The organism is Streptomyces sp. NPDC046805, from assembly GCF_040645355.1.
In the GTDB taxonomy this organism is placed as follows: domain Bacteria; phylum Actinomycetota; class Actinomycetes; order Streptomycetales; family Streptomycetaceae; genus Streptomyces.
This window is the reverse complement of record NZ_JBEYYC010000014.1, coordinates 65102-92096: the sequence shown is the minus strand read 5'-3', so window position 1 is coordinate 92096 and position 26995 is coordinate 65102. Positions and strand designations below refer to the sequence as shown.

Below are 26995 nucleotides of genomic sequence, written 5' to 3'. Positions count from 1 at the left end.
CTTCAAGTGCAGCTGGAGGTCCGGCCCGACCCCGCGGAGGTGGGGAGGGCGAGGCGATGGGCCCGCTCCCGGATCGCAGGGTCGGGCATAGCGGCGGACGAGCCGCTGGCCGAGACGCTGGTCCTGCTCGTCTCCGAACTGGTCACCAACGCCGTGGTCCACACCGGCTGTCCGGCCGTGCTGCGGCTGTCCCTGCCCGGCACGGGGGCGGAGGCGGTCACCGTGCGTCTGGAAGTGGCCGACGCCAGTACCCGTGCGCCGGTCCCGCGCTGCGCGGGCGGCGACGCGACCGGCGGCCGGGGGCTCGCGCTGGTCGACGGCCTCGCGGACCGCTGGGGATGGAGCCCCGAGGGGGCGGGCAAGCGCATCTGGTGCGAACTCGACCGCTGTGAACAGCCCCGGGAGGGCGCGGCGGTGGCGTACGGGCGCGGTCTGTCCGCGTACGAGGGGCTGGCGTTCGAGGCCGTGTAGTCCGGCGGCGTGGTGGTGCGCCGGGTGATGCGTCGGCGTGCACCCATGGCATACAGGGCGTAAATAACAAATCCTCGTACGGGTGTTGACGCCTCGTGACCGATTGGTGACGCTTGTGGTCAGCGATTCGCCGCGAGGGGACGGCGAGGGACCGGATGACGATGGCCCTCGCCGAGTGTGGGTCGAGCCGGATGGCGGCGCACCGGGCCGTGGTGGCCCGGGGCGGGTGGCGTCGCCAGCCGGAGCTTCTTCGCTACGGGCGGCAGCTCCCGGACCGGAAGGTCCGCCGGTACGCGGTGGGGGTGACCCCGAGCGCCTGCTGCAGATGCTGACGCATCGACTGGGCCGTGCCGAAGCCCGCGTCCCGTGCCACCTGGTCGACCGAGAGATCGGTGGACTCCAGCAGATGCCGGGCGCGTTCGACGCGCTGCTGGGTGAGCCACTGCCCCGGGCTGACACCGGCCTCCTCGCGGAAGCGGCGGGTGAAGGTACGTACGGACATGGCCTCCTGCTCGGCCAGGTCGCGCAGTTGGATCGGCTCGTGGAGGCGTCCGAGGGCCCAGGCGCGGGCGGCGGTCGTGGTGGCCAGCTGTGGATCCGGCACCGGGCGGTGGATGTACTGTGCCTGGCCCCCGTCGCGGTGGGGCGGTACGACGGTGCGGCGGGCGACCTCGTTGGCCACCGCGGTGCCGTGGTCGCGGCGCACCATGTGCAGGCACAGATCGATCCCGGCGGCGACACCGGCCGAGGTCAGCACGTCGCCGTCGTCGATGAACAGCACGTCCGCGTCCACCTTGATCCGCGGGAACATCCGCTGGAAGCGCTCCGCGTCCGCCCAGTGCGTCGTCGCCGGGCGGCCGTCGAGGTAGCCGGCGGCGGCCAGGACGTACACGCCGGTGCAGATGGAGGCGAGCCGGGTGCCGGGGCGCACGAGCGCGAGCGCCGCCGCCAGCTCCTCGGTCAGCACGCCCTCGTCGAAGAGCGGGCCGAGCTCGTACGACGCCGGGACGACGATCGTGTCGGCGGTGGCGAGGACCTCGGGGCCGTGCTCGACATGGATGGTGAAGTCGGCGTCCGTCCTGACCGGGCCCGGTGGTCGCACCGAGCAGGTCACGACCTCGTACAGAAGCCGCCCCTCGGCGTCCTTCGGGCGGCCGAAGATCCGGTGAGGAATGCCCAGTTCGAACGGGAGCAGACCGTCCAGGGCGAGGACGACGACCCGGTGCGGGCGGAACTCGGAGGCGGCCACGGCACTCATGGCCTGATTCTAACGAACGCTGTCCTTCGGGCCACTCGATGCGGGCGGCTCCGCACCGGAAGCTCTAGGACGTGACCCAGACAACCGAAGCCGCGGCGGCAGCCGCCGTACCGCAGCCGCCGAACCCGTCCCGCTCACCTCGGCGCATCCACCGCGCGTGGTTCGTCGCCGTCGTCACCTTCGTCACGATCATCGGTGCGGCGGCCTTCCGCTCGCTCCCCGGCCTGCTCATCGACCCGCTGCACCAGGAGTTCGGCTGGTCGCACGGCACGATCGGCGCCGCGGTCTCCGTCAACCTCGCGCTGTACGGGCTCACCGCGCCCTTCGCCGCCGCGCTGATGGACCGCTTCGGCATCCGCCGGGTGGTCGCGGTCGCCCTGACCGCGATCGCGCTCGGCTCGGGCCTCACGGTGTGGATGACGGCGCCCTGGCAGCTCATGCTGTGCTGGGGCGTGCTGGTCGGCCTGGGCGCGGGATCGATGGCCCTCGCCTTCGCCGCGACGGTCACCAACCGCTGGTTCGTGGAGCGCCGCGGCCTGGTCAGCGGCATCCTCACCGCCGCGTCGGCGACCGGCCAGCTGATCTTCCTGCCGGTGCTGTCCTGGATGATCCAGGCGTACAGCTGGCGCCCGGCCGCCGTGACGATCGCCCTGGCCGCCCTCGCGGTCGTCCCGTTCGTCTGGCTGCTGCTGCGCGACCACCCGGCCGACGTGGGCCTGAAGCCGTACGGCGCGCGGGAGTTCGTGTCCAAGCCGGCCCCGGCCACCGGCGCCGCCCGCCGGGCGCTCACCGTCCTCGGCTCCGCCGCGCGCACGCGCCCCTTCTGGCTGCTGGCCGGCACCTTCGCGATCTGCGGCGCCTCCACCAACGGGCTGATCCAGACCCACTTCGTGCCCGCCGCCCACGACCACGGCATGCCGGTCACCGCGGCGGCCTCGCTGCTCGCCGTGATCGGGGTGTTCGACGTGGGCGGCACGGTGGCCTCCGGCTGGCTCACCGACCGCTTCGACGCGCGCCGGCTGCTCGCCGTGTACTACGCGCTCAGGGGCGTCTCGCTGCTCTTCCTCCCCATGCTGCTGGCGCCCAGCGTGCACCCGTCGATGATCTTCTTCATCGTCTTCTACGGCCTCGACTGGGTCGCCACCGTCCCGCCCACCATGGCCCTGTGCCGCGAGCAGTACGGCGAGGACAGCGCCATCGTCTTCGGCTGGGTGCTGGCCTCCCACCAGGTCGGCGCGGCCCTCGTCGCCTACCTCGGCGGCGTCGCCCGCGACGTCTTCGGCGCGTACGACATGGTCTGGTACGCCTCGGGCACGCTGTGCGCGGCGGCGGCCCTGATGGCGCTGGTGATCCGGCGGCACCCGGCGACGGCCGCTCCCGCGGCGGCGTAGGACGGACGGGGCCCGCTACGCCGACTGCCTGGCGGCGGCCCCCGCGCGCTTGGCGGCGGCCTTCGCGACCGCCTTCGCGATCTTCCGCGCGTCGATCGCCAGCTCGCGGAACATGCCGCTGATGGGGTTGGTGAACCCGGTGAAGTACAGGCCGGGGGCGTTCTTCGGCGAGCGGGCGCCGTGGACGACCGGCCTGCCGCGGGCGTCGAGCACATCGAGGTGGCCGACGAGACCCTCCAGCGCGCGGGCGTACCCGGTGGCCGCGATCACGACGTCGGGCGAGACGCGGTCGCCGTCGGCCAGGACGACCTTCCCGTCCTCGAAGCCCTCGACGGCGGCCGTGATCTCGACCCGTCCCGCGCGCACGGCGTCGATGAGGCCGACGTCCTGGACCGGGATCGACCCGGCCCTGACCCGGCTGTACAGCCCGGTGTCGGGCCGGGGCAGACCCTGCTCGGACAGGTCGGGCACGCTCAGCCTGGCCATCGGCCCGGCGAGCCGGTCGACCAGCCCGACGGGCAGGCGCCGTACCAGGACGCCGGTGTACTGGGCGGCCCACCCGGCCGTCGACCGCCGCACGATGTGCGGCACGGTGCGCACCGCGAGCCGCACCCGCGCGGCTCCCCCCTCCACCAGGTCCACGGCGATCTCGGCGCCCGTGTTGCCCACGCCGACGACCAGGACGTCCCGCCCGGCGTAGGGCTCGGCGTTGCGGTACTCGCCGGCGTGCAGGAACGTGCCGGTGTACGCGTCGCGGCCCGGCCAGTCGGGCACGCGCGGCGTGTGGTTGTAGCCGGTGGCGACGACCACCGCACGGCCGGTCAGCTCGCGCCCGCCGGAGGCGCGCAGCAGCCAGCCCTCGCCGTCGTCCGCACGCTCCACGCGCGACACCTCGACGCCGGTGGTGATCTCCAGCTCGTGCTGCTCCGCGTACTTCTCCAGGTACCGCACCACGTCGTCCCGTGCCACCCACCGCCCGAACCGCCGCGGCATCGGCAGCCCGGGCAGCGCCGACAGCCGCCGGGTGGTGTGCAGGTGGAGCCGGTCGTAGTGCCGCCGCCAGGATGCTCCCACGCGATCCGACTTCTCCAGTACGACGGCCCGTATGCCCTGGGCACGCAGCGCGTACGCGGCCGCCAGGCCGCCGGGACCCGCGCCGATGACGTAGACGGGGCCGTCGGTGGCGGCGGGCGCGGAGGAGTGCGGGAGCGCGCGGGAGTCGGTCATGAGCGGGAGCGTAATCAGCCTGCAGGTTGATGGGTCTCGGTCAAGAAGGGAATCGGTTGCGAATCGATCACGCGTGTAGGGAGAGTGGGCGGGGCCTGTGGCGCAGGGCACCCGGCTGTGCGGAATCCGGCACGGGGAGGGACATCGGGTGATCAAGTCCCGTGGCGGCGACCGGTGTTCAGGCCCGCGTCCACCCCTCGGGGCTCACGGCCAGAGAAGTTCCCTGGTCCAGATCTCGCTCTCGCCGGTGCGCCGGTAGACGAGGCGCACGTGCCGGCGCTCCGGGTCTCCCTGGAAGAACTCGACCTCGTCCGGCCGGAGCCGGTACAGCGTCCAGGTCGGCGACGGCGCCGAGGGATCGAGCCGGGCCTGCTGCCACGCGGCCTGGGAGGCGCGCCGCAACTCCTCCACCGACGGCAGGACGTCGCTCTGGCGACCGGTCAGCGCCGCGGCCAGCGCCCCCGTCGAGCGCGCGTGGAGATCCGCCTGGCTCTCCTCGGACGGTGCCGACGTGACCGGGCCCCGCACCCGGACCTGGCGCCCCAGGACCGGCCAGTAGAAGGCGAGGGCCGCGTAGGGGCGGGCGCTCAGCTGGCGGCCCTTGCGGCTGGTGGCGTGCGTGGCGAAGGACCAGCCGTTTTCGTCCGCGCCGTGCAGCATCACGATCCGTACGTCCGGGTTGCCGTCCGCGTCGGACGTCGCCAAGGACATGGTGTGCGGCTCGGGTTGGCCCGCCTCCACCGTCTGCGCGAACCACGTCGTGAAGAGGGCGACGGGAGTCGGCGGCGCGGCCGTCGGGTCGAAAGGAGGGAGTTCGGTGATCTCGGGTGCCCAGACGCGGAGCGACCTCAGGAGTTCGTGAAGATCCGTTGCTGACATGGGGCGAGTATCACTCCACGCGTGTCAGACGGGGCTTGGAGCCGGGAGGAAGGCCGGCGGCGGAAGAGAAGCCGGGGCCGGAGAGAAAGCTTGAGCTGTGAAGAAGGCCGGAGTTGCGGCCGGGAAAAGCCGAAGCCGGGAAACGCGGGGTCGGGAAACAAACAGCGGGCGGGGAAAGCCGCTTACTTCGTGGGCTTCTTGCCGGTGACGCCCAGATACACCAACAGCGCCAGATTCGGCTTGAGTTCGGCCTGCTTGACGCCCCAGGTCTGGAAACCCTTCTGGTGCGAGGCCACCGCCGCGAGCATCGCGACGAGCGAGCCCGCGATCGCCGCCGGGTTCACGTCCTTGTCGATCCTGCCCTTGGCCTGGAGCTCGGCGATGGACTCCGACAGGGAGTTGTTCACCGCGCCGAGGATCTTCATTCGGATCTTGTAGAACCGTTTATCCCCTTCGGCGGCACCGAGGTCGATGACGCGCAGGATGGCATCGTGCTTGCGCCAGAAGTCCAGGAATCCGGCCACGAGTTCCTGCGCGGTCTGCCAACCCGCCTTGCCGACCCAGGTCCGTCCCTCGAGCAGCTCGGTCAATCCGGCGCTCTCGGTGGCCATATGGTCGGCGATCTCCAGGACGGCACCTTCGACGTCCGGGAAGTACTGGTAGAAGGTCGCGGGCGACGTGCCCGCCTTCCTCGCGACATCGATGACCTTGACGTCCCGGTAGGGGGAGGAGCTGAGCATCTCGCTGAGGCAGTCGAGCAGCTTCTGCCGGGTCGCCTGCCCACGTCGACCGGCCACGCGGCCGTCGACGGTACGCACTTGTCCTGTCATGCCGTCAGCTTACCGAGGGGTGATCGGAGCGCGATTTGGCCGACTGCAAATGGGGTGCACGGCCGTGCGGGAAGTGCTTTTCCTGCTCTGCGGGGTGCGTGTGACGCGGTTACTTTGTCGGTATGGCCGAAATCAGCGCTTCGCGGTACGGGGAGGGCGTCCTGTGCTGGGCGGACGCGCAGCTTCCCGACGTGGAGGCGGGAAAGCGTTTCTACGGTGAGCTTTTCGGGTGGACATTCGGCGGAAGTGACGAGAGCGGCGGGTACGCCGAGAGCGGCGGAAGGGGCGGCAGTGACGAGCGTGACGCGGGCCCGGTGACGTACGGCACCTCGGTCTGGGCCAGCAAGGACGGTGCGCCCGTCGCCGCGCTGTCGCGCAAGACCGACGGCCGTATGCCCACGGTCTGGACGGTGTACTTCGCGACGCCGGACGCCGAGGCGCTGTCCCGGCGGATCCTCGCCGGCGGCGGCCAGGTCGTGACGGCGCCGCTTCCCGTCGGCGGCCTGGGCACGGGCGCCCTCGTCGCCGACCCCGAGGGCGCCGTCTTCGGGCTGTGGCAGGCCGGGAGCCACCCGGGGTTCGGCCGGCTCCACGAGGCCGGGACCTTCGTCTGGGCCCAGTTGTACACCCGTGACACCGAGACGGCCGACCGTTTCTACGGCGGCCTCTTCCACGACGCCCTGTTCGGTCCCTCCGCCGTGCCCGACTTCGGCCGCGCCCCCGTCACCGACGTCTTCCCGGCCGAGATGCCGCCCCACTTCCTGGTCCACTTCCGGGTCGACGACTGCGACGCGGCCGTCGAGGCGGTGCGGCGCCTCGGCGGCCGGGTGCTGACCCCGGCCTTCCGCACGTCGTACGGACGCGTGGCGATCGTGACCGACAATCAAGGGGCGTCCTTCGCGCTGCTCCAGCGCTGAACAGTCAGCGAAATGTCTTGCTTGTCATGGGACATCCCGATGTCGCCCCGGGTTCGCAACCAGTGGCCCGGCCAGGAAGAATCGGGGTGCGTACCGCCACGGCGGTGCGGTGGTGAGACGCTGCACGGGGTCGCGTACATATGTGGGTGACGCGGCTCGTACGGGGAGGTGGCAGGCAAGTGGTGGATCAGCTGACGCAGCACGATCCGCGGCGGATCGGGCCGTTCGAGGTGCTGGGGCGACTGGGTGCCGGCGGCATGGGGCTGGTCTATCTCGCGCGCTCGGCGTCCGGACGGCGCGTGGCGATCAAGACAGTCCGCACGGAGCTCGCGGAGGACCAGCTCTTCCGCGTCCGCTTCACGCGCGAGGTGGAGGCGGCCCGGGCGGTCTCCGGCTTCTACACGGCGGCCGTGGTCGACGCCGACCCGCGGGCCGCGGTGCCGTGGCTGGCGACGGCGTACGTTCCCGCGCCCTCGCTCGAGGAGATAGTGAACGAGTGCGGGCCGCTTCCGGCCCAGGCGGTGCGCTGGCTCGCGGCGGGCGTGGCGGAGGCGCTGCAGTCCATCCACGGCGCCGGTCTGGTTCACCGGGACCTCAAGCCGTCCAACGTGCTCGTGGTGGAGGACGGCCCCCGGGTCATCGACTTCGGCATCGCCTCCGGGGTCTCCAACACGCGGCTGACGATGACCAACGTCGCCGTGGGCACGCCCGCGTACATGTCCCCGGAGCAGGCCAAGGACTCGCGGAGCGTGACGGGCGCGAGCGATGTCTTCTCGCTCGGCTCGATGCTGGTCTTCGCGGCCACCGGGCACCCGCCCTTCCATGGCGCCAACCCCGTCGAGACGGTCTTCATGCTGCTGCGCGAGGGCCCCGACCTGGAGGGACTCCCGGACGAGCTGCGTCCGCTCATCGACTCCTGCATGCAGATGGAGGCCCCGAGCCGCCCCAACCCGGCCGACCTCCAGGCTCAGCTGGCCCCGCACCTCTTCGGCGCCGGCTCCGACGACAGCGGTACGGCGTCGGCGTGGCTGCCGGAGAAGGCGGTGAGCCTCATCGAGGCCCGGCGCGGCGGCCGCCCGCCCGCCAAGCCGTCCGCGTCCCCGTCGGGCGGCCGTGGCGCGGCCCGCCCGGCCGTCCCTCCGCCGCCGTCGTACGACCCCGCGGTCCCGGCCCCCGCGCCGGCCCCCGCGCCCGTTCCCACCGGTGCCGACATCGGCCCGGTGCGGCTGGTCGGCGCCCAGGTGCCAATCGGGCCCGGCCCGCGCGTCGCCGACGCCCGCGCCGCCGCCGTGAAGGCGCCCCCGCCGGAGGCGGGCCTGGTCGCCAACTGGTCCCGGCCCCGCCCCGGCGTGAACGGCGCCGACCCGGCCATGCCGGCGGCCCCGCCGGTTCCCCCGGAGACGCCGGGCGTCTGGCGTCCCTGGCGGTTCCGCATGTCCAACGACGTCTGGGGCACCCCGGCCGTCGCCGACGACCTCGTGTACGTCACCTCCTTCGAGGTGCACGCCCTGGACGTGGCCACCGGCCGCCGCCGCTTCAAGACCCGGGACGTGGCCTGGTCGATGGCGGTCGAGGACGGCCGTATCCACGCCTCCGACGGCCCCACGCTGTTCGCGCTGGAGGCCCGCGAGGGCACGGACCTATGGCGGCTGTCCACGGACGCGTGGGTGTACTCCCTGAAGGCCGACCACGGCACGCTCGTCACCGGCACCCGCGGCGGCGGCGTCCAGGCGTGGGAGGCCGCCAGTGGCCGGAAACTGTGGGAGACCAGCGGCTGCCAGACCGACTTCGAGTCCCCCGAGGCCGGCCCCTCCGTCCACGACGGCACGGTCTATGTGTGGCAGGACGGCCGGCTGCGCGCCTTCGAGGCCCGTACGGGCGAGGAGCGCTGGTCGTACCCCATCGGCGACGCGGCGTCCTGCGGCGGCGTACCGATCCGCCTGACGCATGCCCCCGACGGCCATGTCTACATCTCGGCCGGCACCCGGGTCCTCGCCGTCGACGCGGCGAGCGGCATGGTGCGCTGGCACTTCGAGGCCCCGGCGGTCTTCCTCAGCCCGCCGGCCTTCGTCCCCGGCGCCGCGGTGACCGGCGGTGGCCTCTACCTGGCCGACTACCTCGGCACGGTGTACGCCCTCGACGCCACCGACGGCCGCGACCGCTGGCGCATCGCGACGGAGGCCCGTTCCTCCATCGAGCCGGTGCTGGTGGCCGGCGGCCACGTCCACGTCGGCAGCGGCAAGGGCCTCTACACCCTGGACGCCGTCACCGGCACCCCCAAGTGGCGCTTCCAGGCGGGCGGCGACATCGTGGGCGCCCCCGCGGTCGCCGAGGGCCGTATCCACTTCGGCTCCACGGACCACCTGCTGTACACCCTGAAGGCCGACGACGGACGGCTGAGGTGGAAGCTGGCGACCGGCGGCGAGATCACCGGTTCACCCGTGGTCAAGGACGGCGTGGTGTACGCGTGCAGCAAGGACCGCTGCGTCTACGCCCTGGACGCGGAGAAGGGGACCGGAACCGCCCGCACCTCGTGACGGGCCGGGCCGAGGGGGCTGCTGCGGGCATGCGTCGGCCGCGGCGGCCCCCCCTCACGCCGCCGCGGCCGGTCCCCGCTGGAGAAAGAACTACTTACCGTCGACGGCCTCCGCGCCAGGCGGGACGGGCGCGTGGTTGTCCGCGGGGGCGACGGCCTCGGCGCCCGGCGGGACGGGTGCGTGGTTGTCAGCCAACGCAGGGCTCGCTGCGACCGACGTGGCACCGAGTACCAAGGCGGCGGCGGCGAGGAACTTCCTGGGACGCGTCATTTCGGCTCCTGTGGGAGAGGGGACGGCTAAGGCGCGAGTGACGCTAGTGTCAGAGGAGCTCTTCTTCGAGCAGTTCGAATGGATCCCGCCAAAGGGTGGCTTGAAATCTCCCCGACGCATGTCGGCCATGGCGGGTCCCTTCCGGTGCCGCTGTGGTCGATCGGCCCCGTCGCGAGCGAGAGCCCTATGCCGTTTCCGACCCCGCGTGGTTCTCCAGAGGCTTCAGGACGTCCTCCTTCACGCTGCCTGCGTGGTTCTCCAGCGGCTTGATGGTCTCGCTGCCCGTGGTGCTCCCGGCGTGGTTCTCCAGCGGTTTGAGCGTCGAGTCGTCGTCAGGGTTGCCGGCGTGGTTCTCCAGCGTGGTCGTCTTCTGCTTCTTCGAGGTCTCGCTCATCGTCGGCAACTTCCTGTTGAACGTTCTGGAAGGAAGTGCCCGCCCCGCGACTCCCCCGAGGGCCGCCGGACGGGCACTTCGAGGCCGGTCACCTTATCGGTGAGGCCAGACACCGAGCCGTCGGCCCCCGACGCGACAGGCTGGTGCTCGTAAAGATGGCAAGTGGCGATAAACGAACGATGAACACACTGAGTGCGGGTGCGTCCGTCAGGCCGTGGCGATGGGCCTGAGAAGGGCCCTCACCCGTTCGACCTCGACAGCGCCCGACTGCTCGTGGATGTCGAGGGCCTCGTTCCAACAGGCCTTTGCCCGGTCGATCTGGCCCAGTCGGTTGAGCGCTTGCCCCAGCACGGTCAACACGTTGGCCCGCATCCAATCTCCTCCGATGACCCGTAGGGCGAGTGCTTGTTCCGCATGGCGGGCCGCCAGGGCATGCTGCCCACTTGCGAGGTGTGCCTCGGATATACGGAAGTTGGCGGTTCCTTCCCAAAGGCGCTGCCGATTCTCCCGGAAGAGCCAGAGTGCCTCGTGGAGGTGGTCCAGGGCTTCGGGGACCCGATCGGCGGCGCTGAGCGCGATACCGAGGGCAAGCCGGCTGTTGGCCAGGCGCACGGTCAGTCCGAGTTGGTCGTAGATGGCGACTCCGCGTCTGGCGAGTTCGACCGCGCTCGTCAGACGGCCCAGCTTGACCTCGATACGCGAGAGGTTGCACAGCGCGCTGGCCTCGCCCGGCAGATTTCCGTCTGCTCGGTAGTTGGCGATCGCCACTTGAAGGTGCTTCGCGCCGTCGTCGTTGCGCCCTTGGTAGAGGGCGATGATTCCACGGTCGTTCGGCGCCCAGCAGCACGGTGCGAGATCCCCGGCTGCCCGCGCGAGTTCGATGGCGAGTCGAGCCTCCTCGTCAGCCTGTGTGAACCGATCGGAGACCAGAAGGGCGTTGGTCAGTGCGGTGCGCGCCCGGCCCTCGGCCCGTCCGTCGCCCATCGCGTGGGCGAGGTCGCGCACGGTCAGCGCAGTCGCCTCGTACTGATGTGAGTTGGCGCCGGACTCGGTGAGGTCCTTGGCGACCCACAACAGATCGACCGCCCTTCGCAGCATGCCGTTTCCGGCGCTCTGCCGGACACAGGCCAGGAGGCAGTCTGCCTCTGCGTACAGCCAGTCGATCGCGCTCTTGGAGTCGGCGAACGTCAAGCCCGGTCGCCGAGTGGCCTCCAGATGATGGACGAGGCGATCGCCAGGCCGCTCGATGGCATATACCTCGGCCGCGGTCGCCAGATAGAAGTCCAGCAACCGCGACAGCGCCTCCTGCCTCTCGTCGGGCGGCAGCTCGTCCCGCTCCGCACAAGCGCGCGCGTAGAGCCGCACCAGGTCATGGAAGCGGTAGCGCCCCGGCGCCGCCGACTCCAGCAGGGACGTGTCCACCAAGGACTCCAGCAGGTCCTCGGTGTCCGCCTCGGGGAGATCCAGCATCGCGGCGGCCGCTGCCAGCGAGATGTCCGGGCTGTCCGCCAGCCCCATGAGCCGGAAAGCTCGTGCCTGGGCCGGCTCCAGCTGGCCGTAGCCGAGCTCGAAGGTCGCCTTGACCGCCAGGTCGCCGGCTTGCAGCTCGTCCAGCCGACTTCGCTCGTCCGCGAGCTTGGCCGCCAGGACGGACATCGCCCACGTCCGCCGGGAGGCGAGCCGCGAGGCCGCGATCCTGATCGCCAGTGGCAGGAAGCCGCAGGCGGCAACCACGTCCAGCGCGGCCTCCCGCTCGCTCTCCACCCGCTCCTCGCCCACGATCTTCGTGAACAGGGACAGCGCCTCGTCCGGCGACATCACGTCCAGGTCCACCAGGTGCGCCCCGGCCAGGTCCACCATCCGCACCCGGGAGGTGATCAGCGCCGCGCACCCCTCCGTCCCGGGCAGCAGCGGTCGTACCTGCGCGGCGTCGCGCGCGTTGTCCAGCAGGACCAGCACGCGCCGCCCGTCCAGGACCGACCGGTACAGCGCCGCCCGTTCCTCCAGGGAGTCGGGGATCGCCGAATCCGCGATGCCGAGGGCGCGCAGGAACGAGCCCAGCACCATATCCGGCTTCGCCGGCCTAGGCCCGGCCGCCTGCAGGTCGACGTACAACTGGCCGTCCGGAAAGGCGCACCGCGCCCGGTGCGCGACGTGCACCGCGAGCGTCGTCTTGCCCACGCCGCCGATCCCGGCGACCGCCGACACGGCCATCACCCGGCCCTCCGCGGTCGCCAGCACGCCGCTCAGCTCGGCGACGAAGGGCGTCCGGCCGGTGAAGTCCGGGATCGTGGCGGGAAGTTGTGCGGGCCGCACGGGCATCGCCGCCGGCTCACCGGCCGGTGCCGGTGCTTCCGCGAGGGAGGGGTCCGCCCGCAGGACACGCTCCTGCAGCTCCCGCAGCTCCTGGCGCGGATCCACCCCCAGCTCGTCGGCCAGCAGGCGCCGCGTGTCGGCGTACACGGCGAGCGCCTCCGCCTGACGGCCACTGCGGTACAGCGCCAGCATCAGCAGCTCACGCAGGCGCTCCCGCAGCGGCTGTGCCGCCGTCAGGGCCGTCAACTCCGAGACGGCCTCCGCGTGGCCGCCCTGCTCCAAGTCCATCTCCAGGCGGGATTCGAGGAGTTGCAGCCGCCACTCCTCCAGGCGCACTCGCTGCGCGTCCGCGTACGGCCCCGGCACCCCGGCCAGCACCTCCCCGTCCCACAGCGCCAGGGCCCGGTTCAGCACCTCCCGTGCATGCCGCAACTCCCCGGCGCCCCGGGCCTTCTCCGCCTCCGTCGCCAGGGTCTGCGCGTCGGCCAGATCCAGGGCGCCGTCGCCGAGGCCCCGTACCGCGTAGCCCCCCGACTCGCTGACCAGGACCCCGGGGTCCAGGACCTTGCGCAGACGGGAGGCGTACGTCCGTATCGCGGCCAGCGCCCGCGACGGCGGCTCGCCGCCCCACAGGGCGTCGATCAGCTCGCCCGCGGTCGCCGTCCTGCCCTCGCGCAGCAGCAGGGCGGCGAGCAGGGCCCGCTGCTGGGGCGAGCCGGTGTTGAGGGCCTCCTCGCCGCGCCAGGCGCGCACCGGGCCGAGCACACCGAACCGCAGCGCGGCCGGCTGCGCGGTGGAGCCGGGAAACCGCTTCCGCTTCGGCCCTCGCGGCCCACCGTCCATGCGCTCGTCCCCCTAGGCATCCCGAACAACTACGTCAGTTTGCCTTGTTCAGGGCATCTGCGTCAGCCGTGCGAGACGCCGATCACAAGCCGCCTCACGGGAGTCCACAAGGCCCTCACACCAGGCCCGGAACCATCGCTTCACCCCCATTTCGGGACCACCGCTTCACACCGGCCGGGGTCGCTGTGTCACACCCGGCCGAGGAAGATCGGGTTCGTGAAGGCCGCCGGCGCTCCGGGCAGCGGGCCCGCCGCGGTCTCGTGGCGGAGCTCCGCGCGTACGTACGCCGCGTACGACGGTGTCGTACGCCACTCGACCACGCCCGAGCCCGACACCGGCAACGGCTCACTGGTCAGCAGCACGCCTTGATCCGTCACGAAGTTGACCGTGCAGCGCGGGGCGCCCGACACCTCCAGGCGGACCGTCACCGGGGTGTCGGCGTCCACCGTCAACCGTTCGCCGATCCCGGCCTGTTGGCCGCGGCCCCCGGTCGCCGTGAAGTCGAGGGTGACGTGCCGCGACTCGGCGATGTACGAGCGGCCCGCGCGGATGCCGTCCTGGATGGCCTCCCGGGTCAGGTCGTCGGCGAGGACCACGGTCTGGGGGAGTCCGACCGCGTCCGGGTCGCGGTGGGCGTCGCTGTTGCCCATCGCCGGGAGCCACGCCCGGTTCTGCCGTACGGACGCCACGAGCTGGGCGTCCCAGGCCGCGAGCGCCACCTCGTCGTCGGGTGTGTACGGGCCGTTCCACACCTCCACCGCGTCCGCCTCCCCGAAGCCGAACTTCCAGGCGCAGCCGACACAGGTGGCGTGCGGATGGGCGGGCACGACCAGGCCTTGCGAGCGGCGGATCTCGCGGGCGAACCGGCCGAAGCGGTTGTCCCGGGCCCGGTAGCGCCAGTCCACGAAGGTGCCGGGGTCGGTGCCCAGGGCGACCACGTGGCCGTTCCTCGTCGTCACCTCCTCGCCCAGCATGATCAGCAGGTCGTCGCCGGCCTCGGCCGGGAATGTAGCCCGGTGTCGCGTCGTCCGCCCGCACGAAGAACTCCGTGCGGGCGCCGCCCGACCAGCCCCGGAAGCCCTGGCCGCCCAGTTCGGTGCCGTGCTGGTCGAAGATGCCGATGTCGAGCGCGTTGCCCCGGGTGCCGGCCGGGACGGACGGCCTCTCGTAGGTGTAGGAGACCTTGATCTCCCGTACGCCGCCGGGGACTTCGACGGGCAGGTACACGAAGTCGGGGGAGCCGGGCGGCAGCGTGCCGCGCACCGTCCGGGTCTCCTCACCCGACCCGGGCTGCCCGCTCCGGTCGTCCGCCGCCGCGAAGCTCACGCTTCCCAACGTAAGCGCGGCCGCCGCTCCCGTCACGAACAGGGCGCGTCGCCCCAGTCCGGGTCTGCTGCCGTGGTCGTCCTCGCACATGCTGCTGCTCCCATCGCGATCGCGGTGTCGGTGCCATGGCATGGGTGGTGCAGGGATGGTGTGGGGGGAGGTGCGTCACTCTCGTACACCGCCGTGAACCACGGGACAAGGGACGGGAATCGGCCAGGGAACGGCCACTGCCGGTCAGCCGCTCCTCTATGTGCTGATCAAGCCATACGTATGCTCAAAGAATGACGACTCCCGCGACCTCAGGAACCGGCCCGACCGAGAACTCCATGCGTCGCGCCCTCAAACGCGCCCGGGACGGCGTGGCCCTCGACGTCGCCGAGGCGGCGGTCCTGCTCCAGGCGCGCGGCGAGGCGCTGGAGGACCTCACCGCGTCGGCCGCCCGGGTGCGTGACGCCGGCCTGGAGGCATCGGGCCGCCCCGGCGTCATCACGTACTCGAAGAGCGTCTTCATCCCCCTCACCCGGCTGTGCCGGGACAAGTGCCACTACTGCACCTTCGTCACCGTGCCCGGCAAGCTGCGCCGCGCCGGGCACGGGATGTTCATGTCCCCGGACGAGGTCCTCGACATCGCCCGCAAGGGCGCCGCGCTCGGCTGCAAGGAAGCGCTGATCACCCTCGGCGACAAGCCCGAGGACCGCTGGCCCGAGGCGCGCGAATGGCTCGACGCGCACGGCTACGACGACACGATCGCCTACGTACGCGCCATCTCCATCCGCATCCTGGAGGAGACGGGCCTGCTCCCGCACCTCAACCCCGGGGTGATGACGTGGACGGACTTCCAGCGCCTGAAGCCGGTGGCTCCGTCGATGGGCATGATGCTGGAGACGACGGCCGAAAGGCTCTGGTCCGAGCCGGGCGGCCCGCACCACGGCTCCCCGGACAAGGAACCCGCCGTACGCCTGCGGGTGTTGGAGGACGCGGGCCGCTCCTCGGTCCCCTTCACGTCGGGGATCCTGATCGGCATCGGCGAGACGTACGAGGAGCGGGCGGAGTCCCTCTTCGCCCTCCGGAAGGTGTCGAGGGCGTACCACGGCATCCAGGAACTGATCATCCAGAACTTCCGCGCCAAGCCGGACACGGCGATGCGCGGCATGCCGGACGCGGAACTGGACGAGCTGGTCGCGACGGTGGCGGTGGCGAGGCACATCATGGGGCCGTCGGCGTGCCTGCAGGCCCCTCCCAACCTGGTGGACGCGGAGTACGAGCGCCTGATCGGCGCGGGCATCGACGACTGGGGCGGCGTATCGCCGCTGACGATCGACCACGTCAACCCGGAGCGCCCCTGGCCGCAGATCGAGGAGCTGGCGCGAAGGTCGCAGGAGGCAGGCTTCGAACTCCGCGAACGCCTCTGTGTCTACCCGGAGTTCGTGACGCGGGGCGAACCCTGGCTGGACCCGCGCCTGCTGCCGCACGTCCGTGCACTGGCGGACGAGGAGACCGGCCTGGCGCGGGCCGGGGCCGTGGTGGAAGGCCACCCGTGGCAGGAGCCGGAGGAGGCGTTCCGGCCGACGGGCCGTACGGATCTCCACGCGACGATCGACACCGAGGGCCGTACGTCCGACCGGCGCGACGACTTCGACGAGGTGTACGGCGACTGGGGCGCCCTGCGCGAGGCGGCGGCGCCCGGGATGGCGCCGGAGCGGATCGACACGGACGTACGCGCGGCGCTGGCGACCGCGGCGGACGACCCGACGCGCCTGACGGACGCCGAGGCGCTGGCGCTGCTGCACGCGGACGGCCCGGCGCTGGACGCGCTGACGCGCATCGCGGACGACGTGCGCCGCGCGGCGGTCGGCGACGACGTGACGTACATCGTCACGCGCAACATCAACTTCACCAACGTCTGCTACACGGGCTGCCGTTTCTGCGCGTTCGCGCAACGCCGCACGGACGCCGACGCCTACACCCTCTCCCTGGAGCAGGTGGCGGACCGCGCCCAACAGGCGTGGGACGTGGGCGCGGTGGAGGTCTGCATGCAGGGCGGCATCCATCCGGACCTGCCGGGAACGGCGTACTTCGACATCGCGCGCGCGGTGAAGCAGCGGGTCCCCGGTATGCACGTACACGCCTTCTCCCCCATGGAGGTGGTGAACGGCGCGACGCGCACGGGCATGTCCATCCGCGAGTGGCTGACGGCGGCCAAGGAGGCGGGCCTCGACTCCATCCCCGGCACGGCGGCGGAGATCCTCGACGACGAGGTGCGCTGGGTCCTGACGAAGGGCAAGCTGCCGACGGCCACATGGATCGAGGTGATCACGACGGCCCACGAGCTCGGCATCCGGTCGTCGTCGACGATGATGTACGGCCACGTGGACCAACCACGCCACTGGCTGGGCCACCTGAGGACTTTGTCCCGCATCCAGCAACAAACGGGAGGCTTCACGGAGTTCGTCACCCTCCCCTTCATCCACACCAACGCGCCGGTGTACTTGGCGGGCATCGCGAGGCCCGGCCCGACGACCCGCGACAACCGGGCGGTGACGGCGATGGCGAGGCTGCTCCTGCACCCGCACATCCCCAACATCCAGACGAGCTGGGTGAAGCTGGGCGAGGACGGCGCGGCGGAGATGCTCCGCTCCGGCGCGAACGACCTCGGCGGCACGCTGATGGAGGAGACCATCTCCCGCATGGCGGGCTCGTCGTACGGCTCGTACAAGTCGGTGAAGGACTTGGTGGCGGTGGCGGACGCGGCGGGCCGCGCGGCAAGGCCGCGCACGACGCTGTACGGCGAGGTACCGAAGGAACGGCAGCGGGCGGCGGCGATGTCGGACGGGCATCTGCCGGAGTTGTTGCCGGTGCTGGACTGAGGGGCTGCCGCGGTACATCCCGGGGTCCTCGCAGGGCAGAGCGCTAAGTACGATGACCCGACCCACATTCGATGGGTGACCCGGAGCTGAGGAGATGCGTGCCCGTGCCTGCCCGACTGCCCTCGTGGGCCTGGGTCACCGGCCTGACCGTGGGGGCGACCGCAGCTATGGTCGCCCTCGCCCTGCAGGCGGAGAACGGTCCGCATCCCACAGCCGCGTCCGCCCGGCCGGGTGCCTCGGCGTCGGCGAGAGCCCACGCGTCCGCGCGGCCGAAGCCGTCGGCGCCGAGCACGCCCGCGATACCGGCGGCCTCGGGTGTGGGCCGCCGTGTCGTGTACTCGCTGAGCCAGAAGCGCGTGTGGCTGATCGACGCGGCCGGCAAGGCGTCCGGCACCTTCAGGGTCTGGCCGGGCACGGTGAGCCCCGACCCCGGCGCCTACGCGATCTCGATCCGCAAGGGTGCCATCACCGGCTCGGACGGCGTCCAGATCGAGCACGTCCTGTACTTCGCCGTGAAGTCGGGCCTGAACGTCGCCTTCTCCAACGCGGTGGACGGCGCCTCCCCACCCCCGGCGGCCGCCGGCACCCAGACCAGCGGCATCCGCATGCCCAAGGCCGCCGGTACGGCGCTGTGGGGGTTCGGGGCTACGGGGACGAAGGTTGCGGTCGTCCCTTAGCGGCGGCAAGGAGGCGGGCAGTGATGTCCGCCGTCTCCTCGCGCTGCTCGTCATGGCGCGCTGTCGTCAGGTAGAGGTCCTCGCCGTACCGGCGCGTGACGTGCACGTCGAGCTCGGGCGAGTGTTTCGGCGACACGCTTCGAATTCTTCGAGAGTTCGGAGAAGACGACCGTGGGAGTAAGCGTGATCCCCTGATACTTCGGAACGTTTTCCGAAGTCAATGGGCGGTTGGTTGCATGAGCATGCAGTCGGTCTCGAGGGACGACAAGAATGCCATTGAGGGCTGCCATCGGCCGTACAGTCGCCAGACCGGTTTCGAGTCGCAGCCCCTGTGTGTCTCTCCCCCCTTCCGGGCGGGCGGGGAGGTCAAGCCCCCTGACCGTTGGGTTCGGCCCTGTCACACTGGTGACGGTCTGGATCCGGTGCGGACGGACGAAGGGGCGTAAGCATGGCGCAGGCGCGGCCATCGATGCAGGATCTGATCCGGCAGCGCCGACGGGCCGGATTCGTGGGCCGGAATAACGAACGGGCCTTGTTCCGAGCGAACTTTGACATCCCGCCGGAAGACGAGCGACACCGGTTTCTGTTCCATGTGCACGGCATCGCCGGGGTTGGAAAGACCTTCCTGGTGAGAGAGTTGGAACACATCGCCCGCGAGCGGTGCGCGCTCACTGCGTATGTGGACGAGAGCGCCGGCAGCGTGGCGGAGGCGATGGCGGTGATCGCCCGGCAGTTCGCCAGTCAAGGGCATCGATTCAAGGATCTCGAACGGCTGCTGGCCACCCATCGGCAGCGGCGGCACGAGGCTGAGGCAGCGATCGTCACCCTTGGCCCCGAGCCGGACGGGCCGTCGATGGGTAGTGTCGCGGCGGCGCGAGCAGGCCTGATCGGACTGGGGATGCTCCCAGGTGTCGGCGCCTTCGCCGGAGCCTTGGATGCGGCTCAACTTGCCGAGGGGGCAGATCGGTTGCGGGCGAATCTCAGTGCACGCCTTCGTAACCATGAGGATGTGCAACTGGTGCTCTCGCCGGAGCGTGTACTGACGCCTGTGCTGCTGAGTGAGCTCTCGGATGCCGTGCCCGCCGCACCGTGGATCGTCCTGATCTTCGACACGTATGAGCGGATGTGGCCGTTCCTGGACGGGGAGACGCGAATCGCCGCGGCCCTGCGGGAGTTGGAGAGGTGCGGCTATCTGTCGCGCACCAAGGAGCGCCTGCCGTCGGGGCAGATCGTGACGCGCACGACGTCGTACAACAAGCCCCGGACGCGTACGGCCCATGCGGCCCCCGCACCTCGCCGCGAACCGGTCCCGGACCCCAATGAGTCGGAACAACCGGTGTCAGCGACGGTGCCCGTACCGGCTGCGCCTGACCTGTCCGCCCACCGCACCGCACGCAACGTACTGGCAGGTCTGCGCGTCCGCGATCCCCGCCTCCACCTCGCCGAGCGTGACGTACGACGTCTGACTCCCGCCGTGGCCGCCTGGCTGGAGCGGGGCGTCGCCCCCGACGACGTACAGCGCACTCTCTGTGCGGGGCTTCCTGCGGAAGGGGTGCGGCATCCCGCAGGCTTCGTGGCCCACCGCCTCGCTGCCCTCCTCCCGCCCCCCTTCGATCCCATCGCCCCCTTCTCGGAGGTGTCCCGCCCCGACCCCCTCCAGAACTGCGACGGCTGCGAACGAGCGTTCCGCGCGCCGTGTCCGGGCCGTTGCCGCGACTGCCGGTCGACCGAACGGAAGGCGGCCTAGTCGTGGCGGGGACGAATCATGTGAGCCGCGCCGTCCCGACAACATGCCGTAGCCTCCGCCGGTACCGTACGAGGAGCGAACCACCAGCACCGGAGGTCACCGTGAGCGCTCAGAGCGATGGCCCGTACGGACCGCTGATCCCCATGCCCGAGTTCACTCCGGACGCGCTTCGGAATGCGGTGGCGCGGATTGCCCCCAGTCGGCTTCCGGTGCTCACTCAGCACCTTTTCGAAGCCACGACCAACGCCCAGCAGACGCAGAGCCTGGCACCGTTGCGTGCCTTTGTGCACTCCTGGGCCGTGTTCGTCGCGATCGAACGCCACCCCGCTCGGGCCGCACGGCTGCGGGAATTGGAGCGGATCGTGGACGCCGGTGAACTGGACCCCGCTGAGGCCATCGCCGAGATCCGTGCGATCCGGGAAGCCGCGGAGGGTGGTACGGCTGAGGTGTCCCCGTAGCCCGGCCGGCCTCGGTCGTAGCTGGACGCTCCTGAGGCGGTGGTGCCCAGTTGATCAGGACATTTATCTTCATATCGGGCAAATGGTCGATAGCATGGGGGTGGCCGGAGCCGCGCGGTGGATGTGGTCGCTCAACACCCCTGAAGCGCCTGAATCTCACTCATCCCGCGGGAGATACGCACGGCCGCTGACCGAGGGGTGCGGGCAGGTCGCATCCCGACACAGAAGGTGAGCAATCATGACGGGCAAGATGGACGCATCAGAGGCCGCGCGCATCATGCGCGATCCGAATGCCACGGCGGAAGAGCGCTCGGTGGCCGCCAGCACCCTGTCCGACGCCGAGAAGGGCCACCGCACGAGCGAGCGGGTCGCATCCGAGGCCGGCCAGCTGCTGGACGACAAGAAGATCTCCGAGGACGACCGGTCCGTCGCCGGAAGCGACCTGTCCCAGACCCGCAGGCGGGACGACAAGCGCGAGTCCTGAGGCAATACAGCCCGAAGCACCGTTGGGTGGGCGCCGTGTGCCGCATGGCGTCCGCTCGGCACGCGGGCCTGGTCAGGGGGTGGCCGGAATCCGGCCAAGCGGGATCACTCGACCCTCACCTCACCTACACTCCGCGTTCCGATCAATGCCCCGAATCGACCCTTCCTGGTCGATTACAGTGCTGAGCTGTCATTCGTACGGGTGGACGCTGCCGTGAGGAGGTCTTGGTGGGTCCGACATCCGGTGCCGTCTGGGGCCGCGCCGAACAGCAGGACTTCCGCAGCCGGGTGCGCGGCACGCTGCTCGGTGCGGCCGTCGGGGACGCGCTCGGTACGCCGGTCGACGGGCTCACGGTGGACGAGATCCGCGCGGCCCACGGCGCCGAGGGGCTTGCCGACCTGGCGTCCGCGTACGGCAGGCGCGGTGCCGTCAGCCATCACACGCAGCTCACCCTGTTCTCCCTGGACGGGCTGATACGCGCCCACGTCCGCCGCGACACCGGCGCCTGGCATCCGCCGACCGATCTGAACCGGGCGTATCGGCGCTGGGTCGCCACCCAGCGGGACTGGGGTCCCGACGAGCGCCGCAAGGACGACGGCTGGCTGGCCCGCGAGGAGTGGCTGTACGCCCGGCGCGATCCGGCCCGGTCGCTGCTGATCGGCTTCGGCGACGAGACGATGGGCACGCCGGATGCACCCAAGAACCCCGGCGAGCTCGGCCCGGAGGCCGTCGCCCGCTCCGCGCCCTTCGGGCTCCTGGTCGGCTGGGAACCCCAGCTGGTGGCCCAGCTCGCCATCGAGTGCGCGGCCCAGACCCACGGCCACCCCGTCGCGGGCCTGGCGGCGGGCGCATACGCCGTGATCGTGCACGCGCTGGCCCGCGGCGACGGCCTGGACGGTGGCGTACAACGCTCGCTCGCCCTGCTCGCCGGTCGCCCCGGCCACCAGCCCGTCTCGGACGGGCTCCAGCACGCGCTGGGCGCGGTGCGGCAGGGCATGCCCACCCCGGCCCGGGTGGAGGAGCTCGCCGGCGACGGCGCGGCGGACGGGCTGCTGGCGGCCGCCGTGTACTGCGCCCTGGTGGGCGAGGACGTACGGCACGGACTGTGCCTGGCCGTGAACCAGGGCGGGCCCTCCGGCGCGGCGGCCGCGCTCACCGGGGGACTGCTCGGCGCCCTGCACGGCGAAACGGCCCTTCCCCCGGCGTGGCTGGCCGAGCTGGAGGGGCGCCCCACCATCCTGGAGCTGGCCGACGACTTCGCGATGGAGATGACCCAGGGGCCCGCGCTGCACGGGCCTGCCGGGGCCTCGCCCGGGTGGCTGGCGCGGTACCCGCGCGCTTAGCCAGCCCCCAAAAAACGCCGCTGCTTCGGCCCGGGTGACCGCCTCGACTACCTCAGCTCGTCCGGGCAGGGCGTGCCCCGGGGCAGCTGGTACGGCGCCGCCAGCCGATACGTCCCCGCCCGCGGAGCGAGCAGCACCGTCCACTTGTCGCCCTTCGCGTCCTCCACCGACTCCGTCAGACACCCGTTGACGTTGGCGAACGTCCTCGGCGCCCCCTCGACCCGGCGCCTGGAGTCCGCCGTCTCCTGCGGCGGCCTCACGCTCCTGCCGTGGGCGTCGACGATGCTCAGCCAGGGCGAGTACGGGATGCGGATGAGGACGCGTCCCGCCCTGCGGACCTCGATCGTCAGCTCGCCCTGCTCCGCCCGGTCCACGACCGCGTCGGGCTCGGCGAGCGGCACCGGATCGGTCACCCGGAACAGCTGCCAGTTGGCGTCGCCCCACACCTGCTTCAGGTACGGCATGCCGCGCTTCACCAGGGTCCGCTCCCGCTCGCCGCCGTTCCCGTCGGGCTCGTCGGTGGGGAGCACGACGTAGTGCACCGCCCACCGCTGCAGCCACTCGTGGTAGTTCGCCGAGTTGAGGGTCTCGTCGTAGAAGAGCGGGTTGCGCTCCATGTCGGCCTGGCGGTTCCAGCCGCGCGCCAGGTTGACGTACGGAGCGAGAGCGGAGGCCTCGCGGTGGGAGCGGGCCGGGACGACCTCGACGCGGCCCTTCTCGGCGCCGGCCTTCTGGAGCTGGTGGACGAGCGGGGCGAGCTCCCTGGCCCAGGACGCGGCCGGGGTCGTATGGACGATGTCGTCGACCGACTTGAAGCCGAGCCAGCCGACGAAGCCGACGCACGCCAGGACGAGCGCGTACCACTTGCGCGAGCGCGGCACCGCGAACGGCAGCGCCGCGGCCAGCGTCACTCCCGCGAACAGCATCGGCAGCCGCGAGATGTTCGACCCGATCTGCGAGCTGACCAGCCAGACCAGGACGACCGCGAGGCTGTAGACCCCGGCCGTCAGCCGGACCGTCCGCCAGTCCCTGGGGACGAGGAAGACACAGAACAGCCCGTACAGCAGCGGCATGAACACCGAGCCGATCGTCATCGGCTGCGTGCCGGAGAAGGGGAACAGCCACGCCGACAGGGCGACGACCGCCGACGGCGCCAGGCCCAGGGCCCAGGCGCCAGGGCGGCGCTTCTGCAGGAACAGCGCCACCGCGACCAGGCCCACGAACAGGCCCGCGACCGGCGACGACATGGTGGCGAGCGCGGCGAGCGGGGCGGCGACCAGCGCCTTCGCCCACCGTTTGAAGCGCCAGCGGTAGGGCCAGCAGAAGACCGCCGTGACCGCGCCCAGCGCGAACATCGTGCCGAGCCCGAAGGTCACCCGCCCGGACACGGCGTTGCAGAGCAGCGCGAAGACCCCGGCCAGCGCCGCCCACAGCGGGTTCGTCACCGACCGGCTGCGCACCAGGACCAGCGTCAGCAGGCCCGCCGACACCGTCCCCGCGATCATCATCGTCGTACGGACACCGAGGACCGACATCAGATACGGCGACACCATGCTGTACGACACCGGGTGCATGCCGCCGTACCAGGCGAGGTTGTACGCCGAGTCCGGGTGCCGGCCGACGAACTCGGCCCACGCGTCCTGCGCCGCGAGGTCACCGCCACTGTTGGCGAACGTGAAGAACCAGATGACGTGCAGCACGGCCGCGAGCAAGGTCATGGACAGGGCCGGATGTTCGAGCAGCCGCTTCCGGAGGGGCTCGGGGGTGGTGAACGGCCGGAGGCGGCGGCCGGGGCGTCTCCCGTCCGGACGGGGGGCGTGACCGTCCGCGTCGCCAGGGGCCGGTCGGCCTGTGTCAGGGGCCGGTCGGCGTATTCGGGCGCCGGCTCCCGGGCCTGGTTCGGCGTCGTCGGCGCGTGTCGGCTCCGCTGTGGCCACCTGAAGGCACTCCCCGTGTCCCGTCTTTCAGTTCTCGGCCGCGTCCCGTGGTCGCCCGGTGGGGTCGTCCGTGGTCTTCGCGCGGACTTCCCCCGGTCTCTCCCCCGGGTCTTCCCCCGGACTTCACCGGTCTTCCCCGGTTTTCTCGGCTGCTTCCCGTCCAGTTTGCGGCTGCGGCCCTTGATCGGCGACCCGCTCGGTCCGGGACGCTAGCACGCACCCCGCCGACCAAGCCCCGGGCGGGGATCGGTCGACGGGGTGCGGTGGTCGGTCGTACGGAGGCGGCGCACCGTGTGTCGGGTGCTCGTGCCGTACGTCAGAGGATGCGCGTCAGTTTGTGGCTGAAGTCCGGCTCGACGAGGTCCTTCTGCAAGGCGACCGGGACCTTCACCGCGCCGCCGGAGCCGTCGCCCACGGTGAGCGTGCCCACCTTGGTGCCGGCCTTCGCGGAGTGCGGTACGTCGTCCTGGGCGAAGGACAGCTTCACCTTCAGGCCCGCCCAGCCGACCGCCGTCACGTCCTCGGTGACCACGACCGGGGTGTGACCGCCGAGGGTGTCGTCCACGTACCCGACCACGTCGCCCTTCTTCATGATCTTCGCCGAGGTCAGCGCGGACTGGGCGGCGACCATCGCGGTCTTGCTGACGTCGTTGACGGTCTGGATGATCGACGGCTTGTGCTGGCCGAGGACCGCGCCGACGACGGTGACGGTCTCGCCGTCGACCCGCTTCGTGGCGGCGAAGAGGAGGTTGCCGCCGGCCGCGGTCGTGGTGCCCGTCTTGATGCCGATGGCGCCGTTGTAGGGGACGAGATAGTTGAAGTTGTACCACTTGTGACCGGAGGGGTCGGTCCACTGGCCCAGCTTGGTGATGGCCGTGAGGGCCGGGATCTCCACGACCGCGTTGCCGAGCTTCACCTGGTCCTCGGCGGTGGAGACGGTGGACTCCCTCAGACCGGAGGGGTCGGTGTACGTGGTGTTCTTCATCCCGAGCTTCTTGGCGGTGGCGTTCATCTTCTTCACGAACGCCGCCTCGGAGCCCGCGTCCCAACGGGCCAGCAGGCGCGCGATGTTGTTCGCAGACGGAATCATGATGGCCGAGAGCGCCTGCTTCTCGGAGAGCTTGTCGTTCTCCTTGACGGTGCTGAGCGTGGACTCCCCGGCCTTGTCGTAACCGCCCTCCTTCTCGGCGGTGGCGTCGACGCGGATGGCGGGGCCCTCCTTGCCGACCTTGAGCGGGTGGTCCTTCAGCACGATGTACGCGGTCATCGTCTTGGCCACCGAGCCGATGGCGACCGGCGTCTGCTTGCCGAAGTGGTCCATCGTGCCGATGCCGTTGACGTCCAGCCAGCCCTGGCCCTCGCTGGGCCAGGGGAGGGGCGTCGGGCCGCCGTCGAACCGGTAGGAGTCGGAGGCGGTCAGCGCGAGGGTGGAGGTGGGCAGCGGGCGTACGGCCTGTACGACCGCGAACACGATCGCCAGCAGGATCGCCAGCGGGGTCCAGATCTTGACCCGGCGGATGATCGTGCGGACCGGGGTCTGCGGCGGCGGGGGCGTGTTGGTCAGCTCGGCGAGCAGGTCCAGCGGGGGCTTGGGCGGAAGCGGCTGCTGGGTGGTGCGCTCGGGGCCGATCTGGGGGATGGCGGTGGTGGCGGTGGCGCTGGCGGGCGGCTGCGCCGGCGGCTCGGCGGGAGCGTCGGCCGGAGGCCTGGCCGGCTTGCGGGTCGACGGGTCGTCAAGGGGCTTGAGCGCGACGAACCTGCTGGTGCGTTCGGCGTCCTTGCCGGTGCGCTCGGCGTCGGGCACCCTCGGATCGGCCTTCGTGCCGCCGAGCCTGAGCGCGGTCGTCGGCTGGTCGACCTGCGGCGCCTTGGGCTTGGGCGGGCGTACGGCCCTGAAGGCGGTGGTGGGGTGATCGACGGGGGGTTCGGCTTTCCCCTCGCTCTTGCCCTCGCCCTCGTCCTCGTCCTCGTCCTCGGCTTCGTCTTCGGACTCGTTCTTGCTCTCGTCCTTGCCTTCCGCTTCGCCCTTGGCTTCGTCCTCGGACTTCTCGGGGCTGTCGCCTTCCGGCTCCTCGGACTCGGAGTCGGGCTCGTCGGCCTCGGATTCCTTGGTCGCGTCGGGCACGGTCGTGTCGACGTCGGTGGCGTCGTCATCGGAGCCGTCGTCAACGGCATCGTCAGCGGCGTCGTCATCGGCAGAGGCAGCCGTGTGCTCGTCCGAGTCGTCGTCCTCGGTGTCGGCGTCGTCAGCGGCGTCGGCCTTGCCGGTGGCGTCGTCCTCGCGGCTCTCGTCGTCCTCGTCGCCGGAGACGGCCTGCGCGGTGCCCTCGCCGTCCTCGCTGTCCTCGCCGTCCTCGTCGTCCGCCTCGGCCTGGGAGTTGCCCTGGGCCGTGGCCTCGTCCTCCTCGGGCCCGGAGTCGTCCTCGGCCGGGCTCTCGGCGGCGTCGTCGTCCGTGGAGTCACCCGGCTCCTCGGCTGGCTCGTCCGCGGGGTCCTCCGCCGCGTCGCCCGTCGTCTCGTCCGCCGGCTCGTCCACCGAGGCATCGCTCGCGTCATCGACCGGGCCGTCGGTCGACTCGGCGTCGTCGGCGGCGTCCTCCGCCCCATCCCGTACCGACGAACGCGCCTTGGTCGCCGTACCCGTGCCGCCCCGCGACCCGGATTCGCGTGCCATCGCGGCACGCGGATCGCGGGCCTCAGGAACCGCACCCGCACTCCCCGACGTCGGTTCTGCCGACGACTCGCGCTGCTTCGACCTGTCGGGGGACTCGCCCGCCACCGATGCCTCCTCCATATGCCGACGCACGACCTCCGTGCGTTTGT

Annotated in this window: 18 protein-coding genes and 2 pseudogenes; 10 read left to right on the top strand and 10 right to left on the bottom strand. The window is 71.5% G+C overall.

Features of this window, described 5'->3' with window-relative positions:
• Positions 1-6: 6 nt before the first annotated feature.
• Complete coding sequence (locus ABZ910_RS17200; protein ID WP_361365330.1) at positions 7-471, top strand: ATP-binding protein; 465 nt, start codon at positions 7-9, stop codon at positions 469-471.
• A 253-nt stretch (positions 472-724) separates the two neighbouring features.
• Here ABZ910_RS17200 and ABZ910_RS17195 read toward each other — a convergent pair whose 3' ends face one another.
• On the bottom strand, positions 725-1729 hold the full coding sequence (locus tag ABZ910_RS17195; protein WP_361365061.1) for a helix-turn-helix domain-containing protein: 1005 nt from the start codon (positions 1727-1729) through the stop codon (positions 725-727).
• Positions 1730-1800: 71 nt separating this feature from the next.
• On the opposite strand from ABZ910_RS17195, the gene ABZ910_RS17190 reads away from it, so the two are divergent.
• Positions 1801-3120, top strand: a complete 1320-nt coding sequence (locus ABZ910_RS17190) for an MFS transporter (protein ID WP_361365058.1) — start codon at positions 1801-1803, stop codon at positions 3118-3120.
• 15 nt (positions 3121-3135) lie between these two features.
• Here the strand turns inward: ABZ910_RS17190 and ABZ910_RS17185 are convergent, their stop codons facing one another.
• From ABZ910_RS17185 to ABZ910_RS17175, 3 genes are all read right to left on the bottom strand, one after another.
• On the bottom strand, positions 3136-4347 hold the full coding sequence (locus ABZ910_RS17185) for an NAD(P)/FAD-dependent oxidoreductase (RefSeq protein ID WP_361365056.1): 1212 nt from the start codon (positions 4345-4347) through the stop codon (positions 3136-3138).
• A gap of 204 nt (positions 4348-4551) precedes the next feature.
• Positions 4552-5226, bottom strand: a complete 675-nt coding sequence (locus ABZ910_RS17180) for a pyridoxal 5'-phosphate synthase (protein WP_361365053.1) — start codon at positions 5224-5226, stop codon at positions 4552-4554.
• Positions 5227-5408: 182 nt separating this feature from the next.
• Positions 5409-6056, bottom strand: a complete 648-nt coding sequence (locus tag ABZ910_RS17175; protein ID WP_361365050.1) for a TetR family transcriptional regulator — start codon at positions 6054-6056, stop codon at positions 5409-5411.
• A 122-nt stretch (positions 6057-6178) separates the two neighbouring features.
• On the opposite strand from ABZ910_RS17175, the gene ABZ910_RS17170 reads away from it, so the two are divergent.
• Together ABZ910_RS17170 and ABZ910_RS17165 are read left to right on the top strand one after the other, a co-directional pair.
• Positions 6179-6973: a VOC family protein gene (locus ABZ910_RS17170; protein WP_361365048.1), complete on the top strand. Its 795-nt coding sequence runs from the start codon at positions 6179-6181 to the stop codon at positions 6971-6973.
• Positions 6974-7152: 179 nt separating this feature from the next.
• A complete protein-coding gene (locus tag ABZ910_RS17165; RefSeq protein WP_361365045.1) occupies positions 7153-9510 on the top strand; it encodes a serine/threonine-protein kinase in 2358 nt (785 codons plus the stop codon).
• A 90-nt stretch (positions 9511-9600) separates the two neighbouring features.
• On the opposite strand, the gene ABZ910_RS17160 is transcribed toward ABZ910_RS17165, so the two are convergent.
• The 4 genes and pseudogenes from ABZ910_RS17160 to ABZ910_RS17145 form a co-directional block, all read right to left on the bottom strand.
• The gene (locus ABZ910_RS17160) at positions 9601-9780 is read right to left on the bottom strand and encodes a hypothetical protein (protein ID WP_361365042.1); all 180 of its coding nucleotides are present in this window, start codon (positions 9778-9780) and stop codon (positions 9601-9603) included.
• A 184-nt stretch (positions 9781-9964) separates the two neighbouring features.
• The gene (locus tag ABZ910_RS17155; RefSeq protein WP_361365039.1) at positions 9965-10174 is read right to left on the bottom strand and encodes a hypothetical protein; all 210 of its coding nucleotides are present in this window, start codon (positions 10172-10174) and stop codon (positions 9965-9967) included.
• A gap of 207 nt (positions 10175-10381) precedes the next feature.
• Positions 10382-13333 (bottom strand): BTAD domain-containing putative transcriptional regulator, encoded by a 2952-nt coding sequence (locus tag ABZ910_RS17150; RefSeq protein WP_361365037.1) that lies wholly within the window; start codon positions 13331-13333, stop codon positions 10382-10384.
• Between the two features lie 188 nt (positions 13334-13521).
• Positions 13522-14749: pseudogene (locus tag ABZ910_RS17145) on the bottom strand (CehA/McbA family metallohydrolase).
• A 191-nt stretch (positions 14750-14940) separates the two neighbouring features.
• Between ABZ910_RS17145 and ABZ910_RS17140 the strand changes: the two are divergent.
• The 6 genes and pseudogenes from ABZ910_RS17140 to ABZ910_RS17115 all read left to right on the top strand — a co-directional run bounded on the left by ABZ910_RS17140 (position 14941) and on the right by ABZ910_RS17115 (position 22235).
• Complete coding sequence (locus ABZ910_RS17140; RefSeq protein ID WP_361365035.1) at positions 14941-17526, top strand: bifunctional FO biosynthesis protein CofGH; 2586 nt, start codon at positions 14941-14943, stop codon at positions 17524-17526.
• Between the two features lie 104 nt (positions 17527-17630).
• A complete protein-coding gene (locus ABZ910_RS17135) occupies positions 17631-18203 on the top strand; it encodes a hypothetical protein (protein ID WP_361365032.1) in 573 nt (190 codons plus the stop codon).
• Between the two features lie 448 nt (positions 18204-18651).
• Positions 18652-19344 (top strand): annotated as a pseudogene (locus ABZ910_RS17130) (AAA family ATPase); the annotation flags it as partial.
• Positions 19345-20051: 707 nt separating this feature from the next.
• On the top strand, positions 20052-20408 hold the full coding sequence (locus tag ABZ910_RS17125) for a hypothetical protein (protein WP_361365029.1): 357 nt from the start codon (positions 20052-20054) through the stop codon (positions 20406-20408).
• 238 nt (positions 20409-20646) lie between these two features.
• The gene (locus ABZ910_RS17120; RefSeq protein WP_361365027.1) at positions 20647-20892 is read left to right on the top strand and encodes a hypothetical protein; all 246 of its coding nucleotides are present in this window, start codon (positions 20647-20649) and stop codon (positions 20890-20892) included.
• A gap of 227 nt (positions 20893-21119) precedes the next feature.
• Positions 21120-22235, top strand: a complete 1116-nt coding sequence (locus tag ABZ910_RS17115) for an ADP-ribosylglycohydrolase family protein (protein WP_361365024.1) — start codon at positions 21120-21122, stop codon at positions 22233-22235.
• 47 nt (positions 22236-22282) lie between these two features.
• Here ABZ910_RS17115 and ABZ910_RS17110 read toward each other — a convergent pair whose 3' ends face one another.
• Together ABZ910_RS17110 and ABZ910_RS17105 are read right to left on the bottom strand one after the other, a co-directional pair.
• Positions 22283-24172 (bottom strand): MFS transporter, encoded by a 1890-nt coding sequence (locus ABZ910_RS17110; protein WP_361365021.1) that lies wholly within the window; start codon positions 24170-24172, stop codon positions 22283-22285.
• Positions 24173-24488: 316 nt separating this feature from the next.
• Positions 24489-26966, bottom strand: coding sequence for a D-alanyl-D-alanine carboxypeptidase (locus tag ABZ910_RS17105; RefSeq protein ID WP_361365327.1), 2478 nt, complete (start codon positions 26964-26966; stop codon positions 24489-24491).
• Positions 26967-26995: the final 29 nt, after the last annotated feature.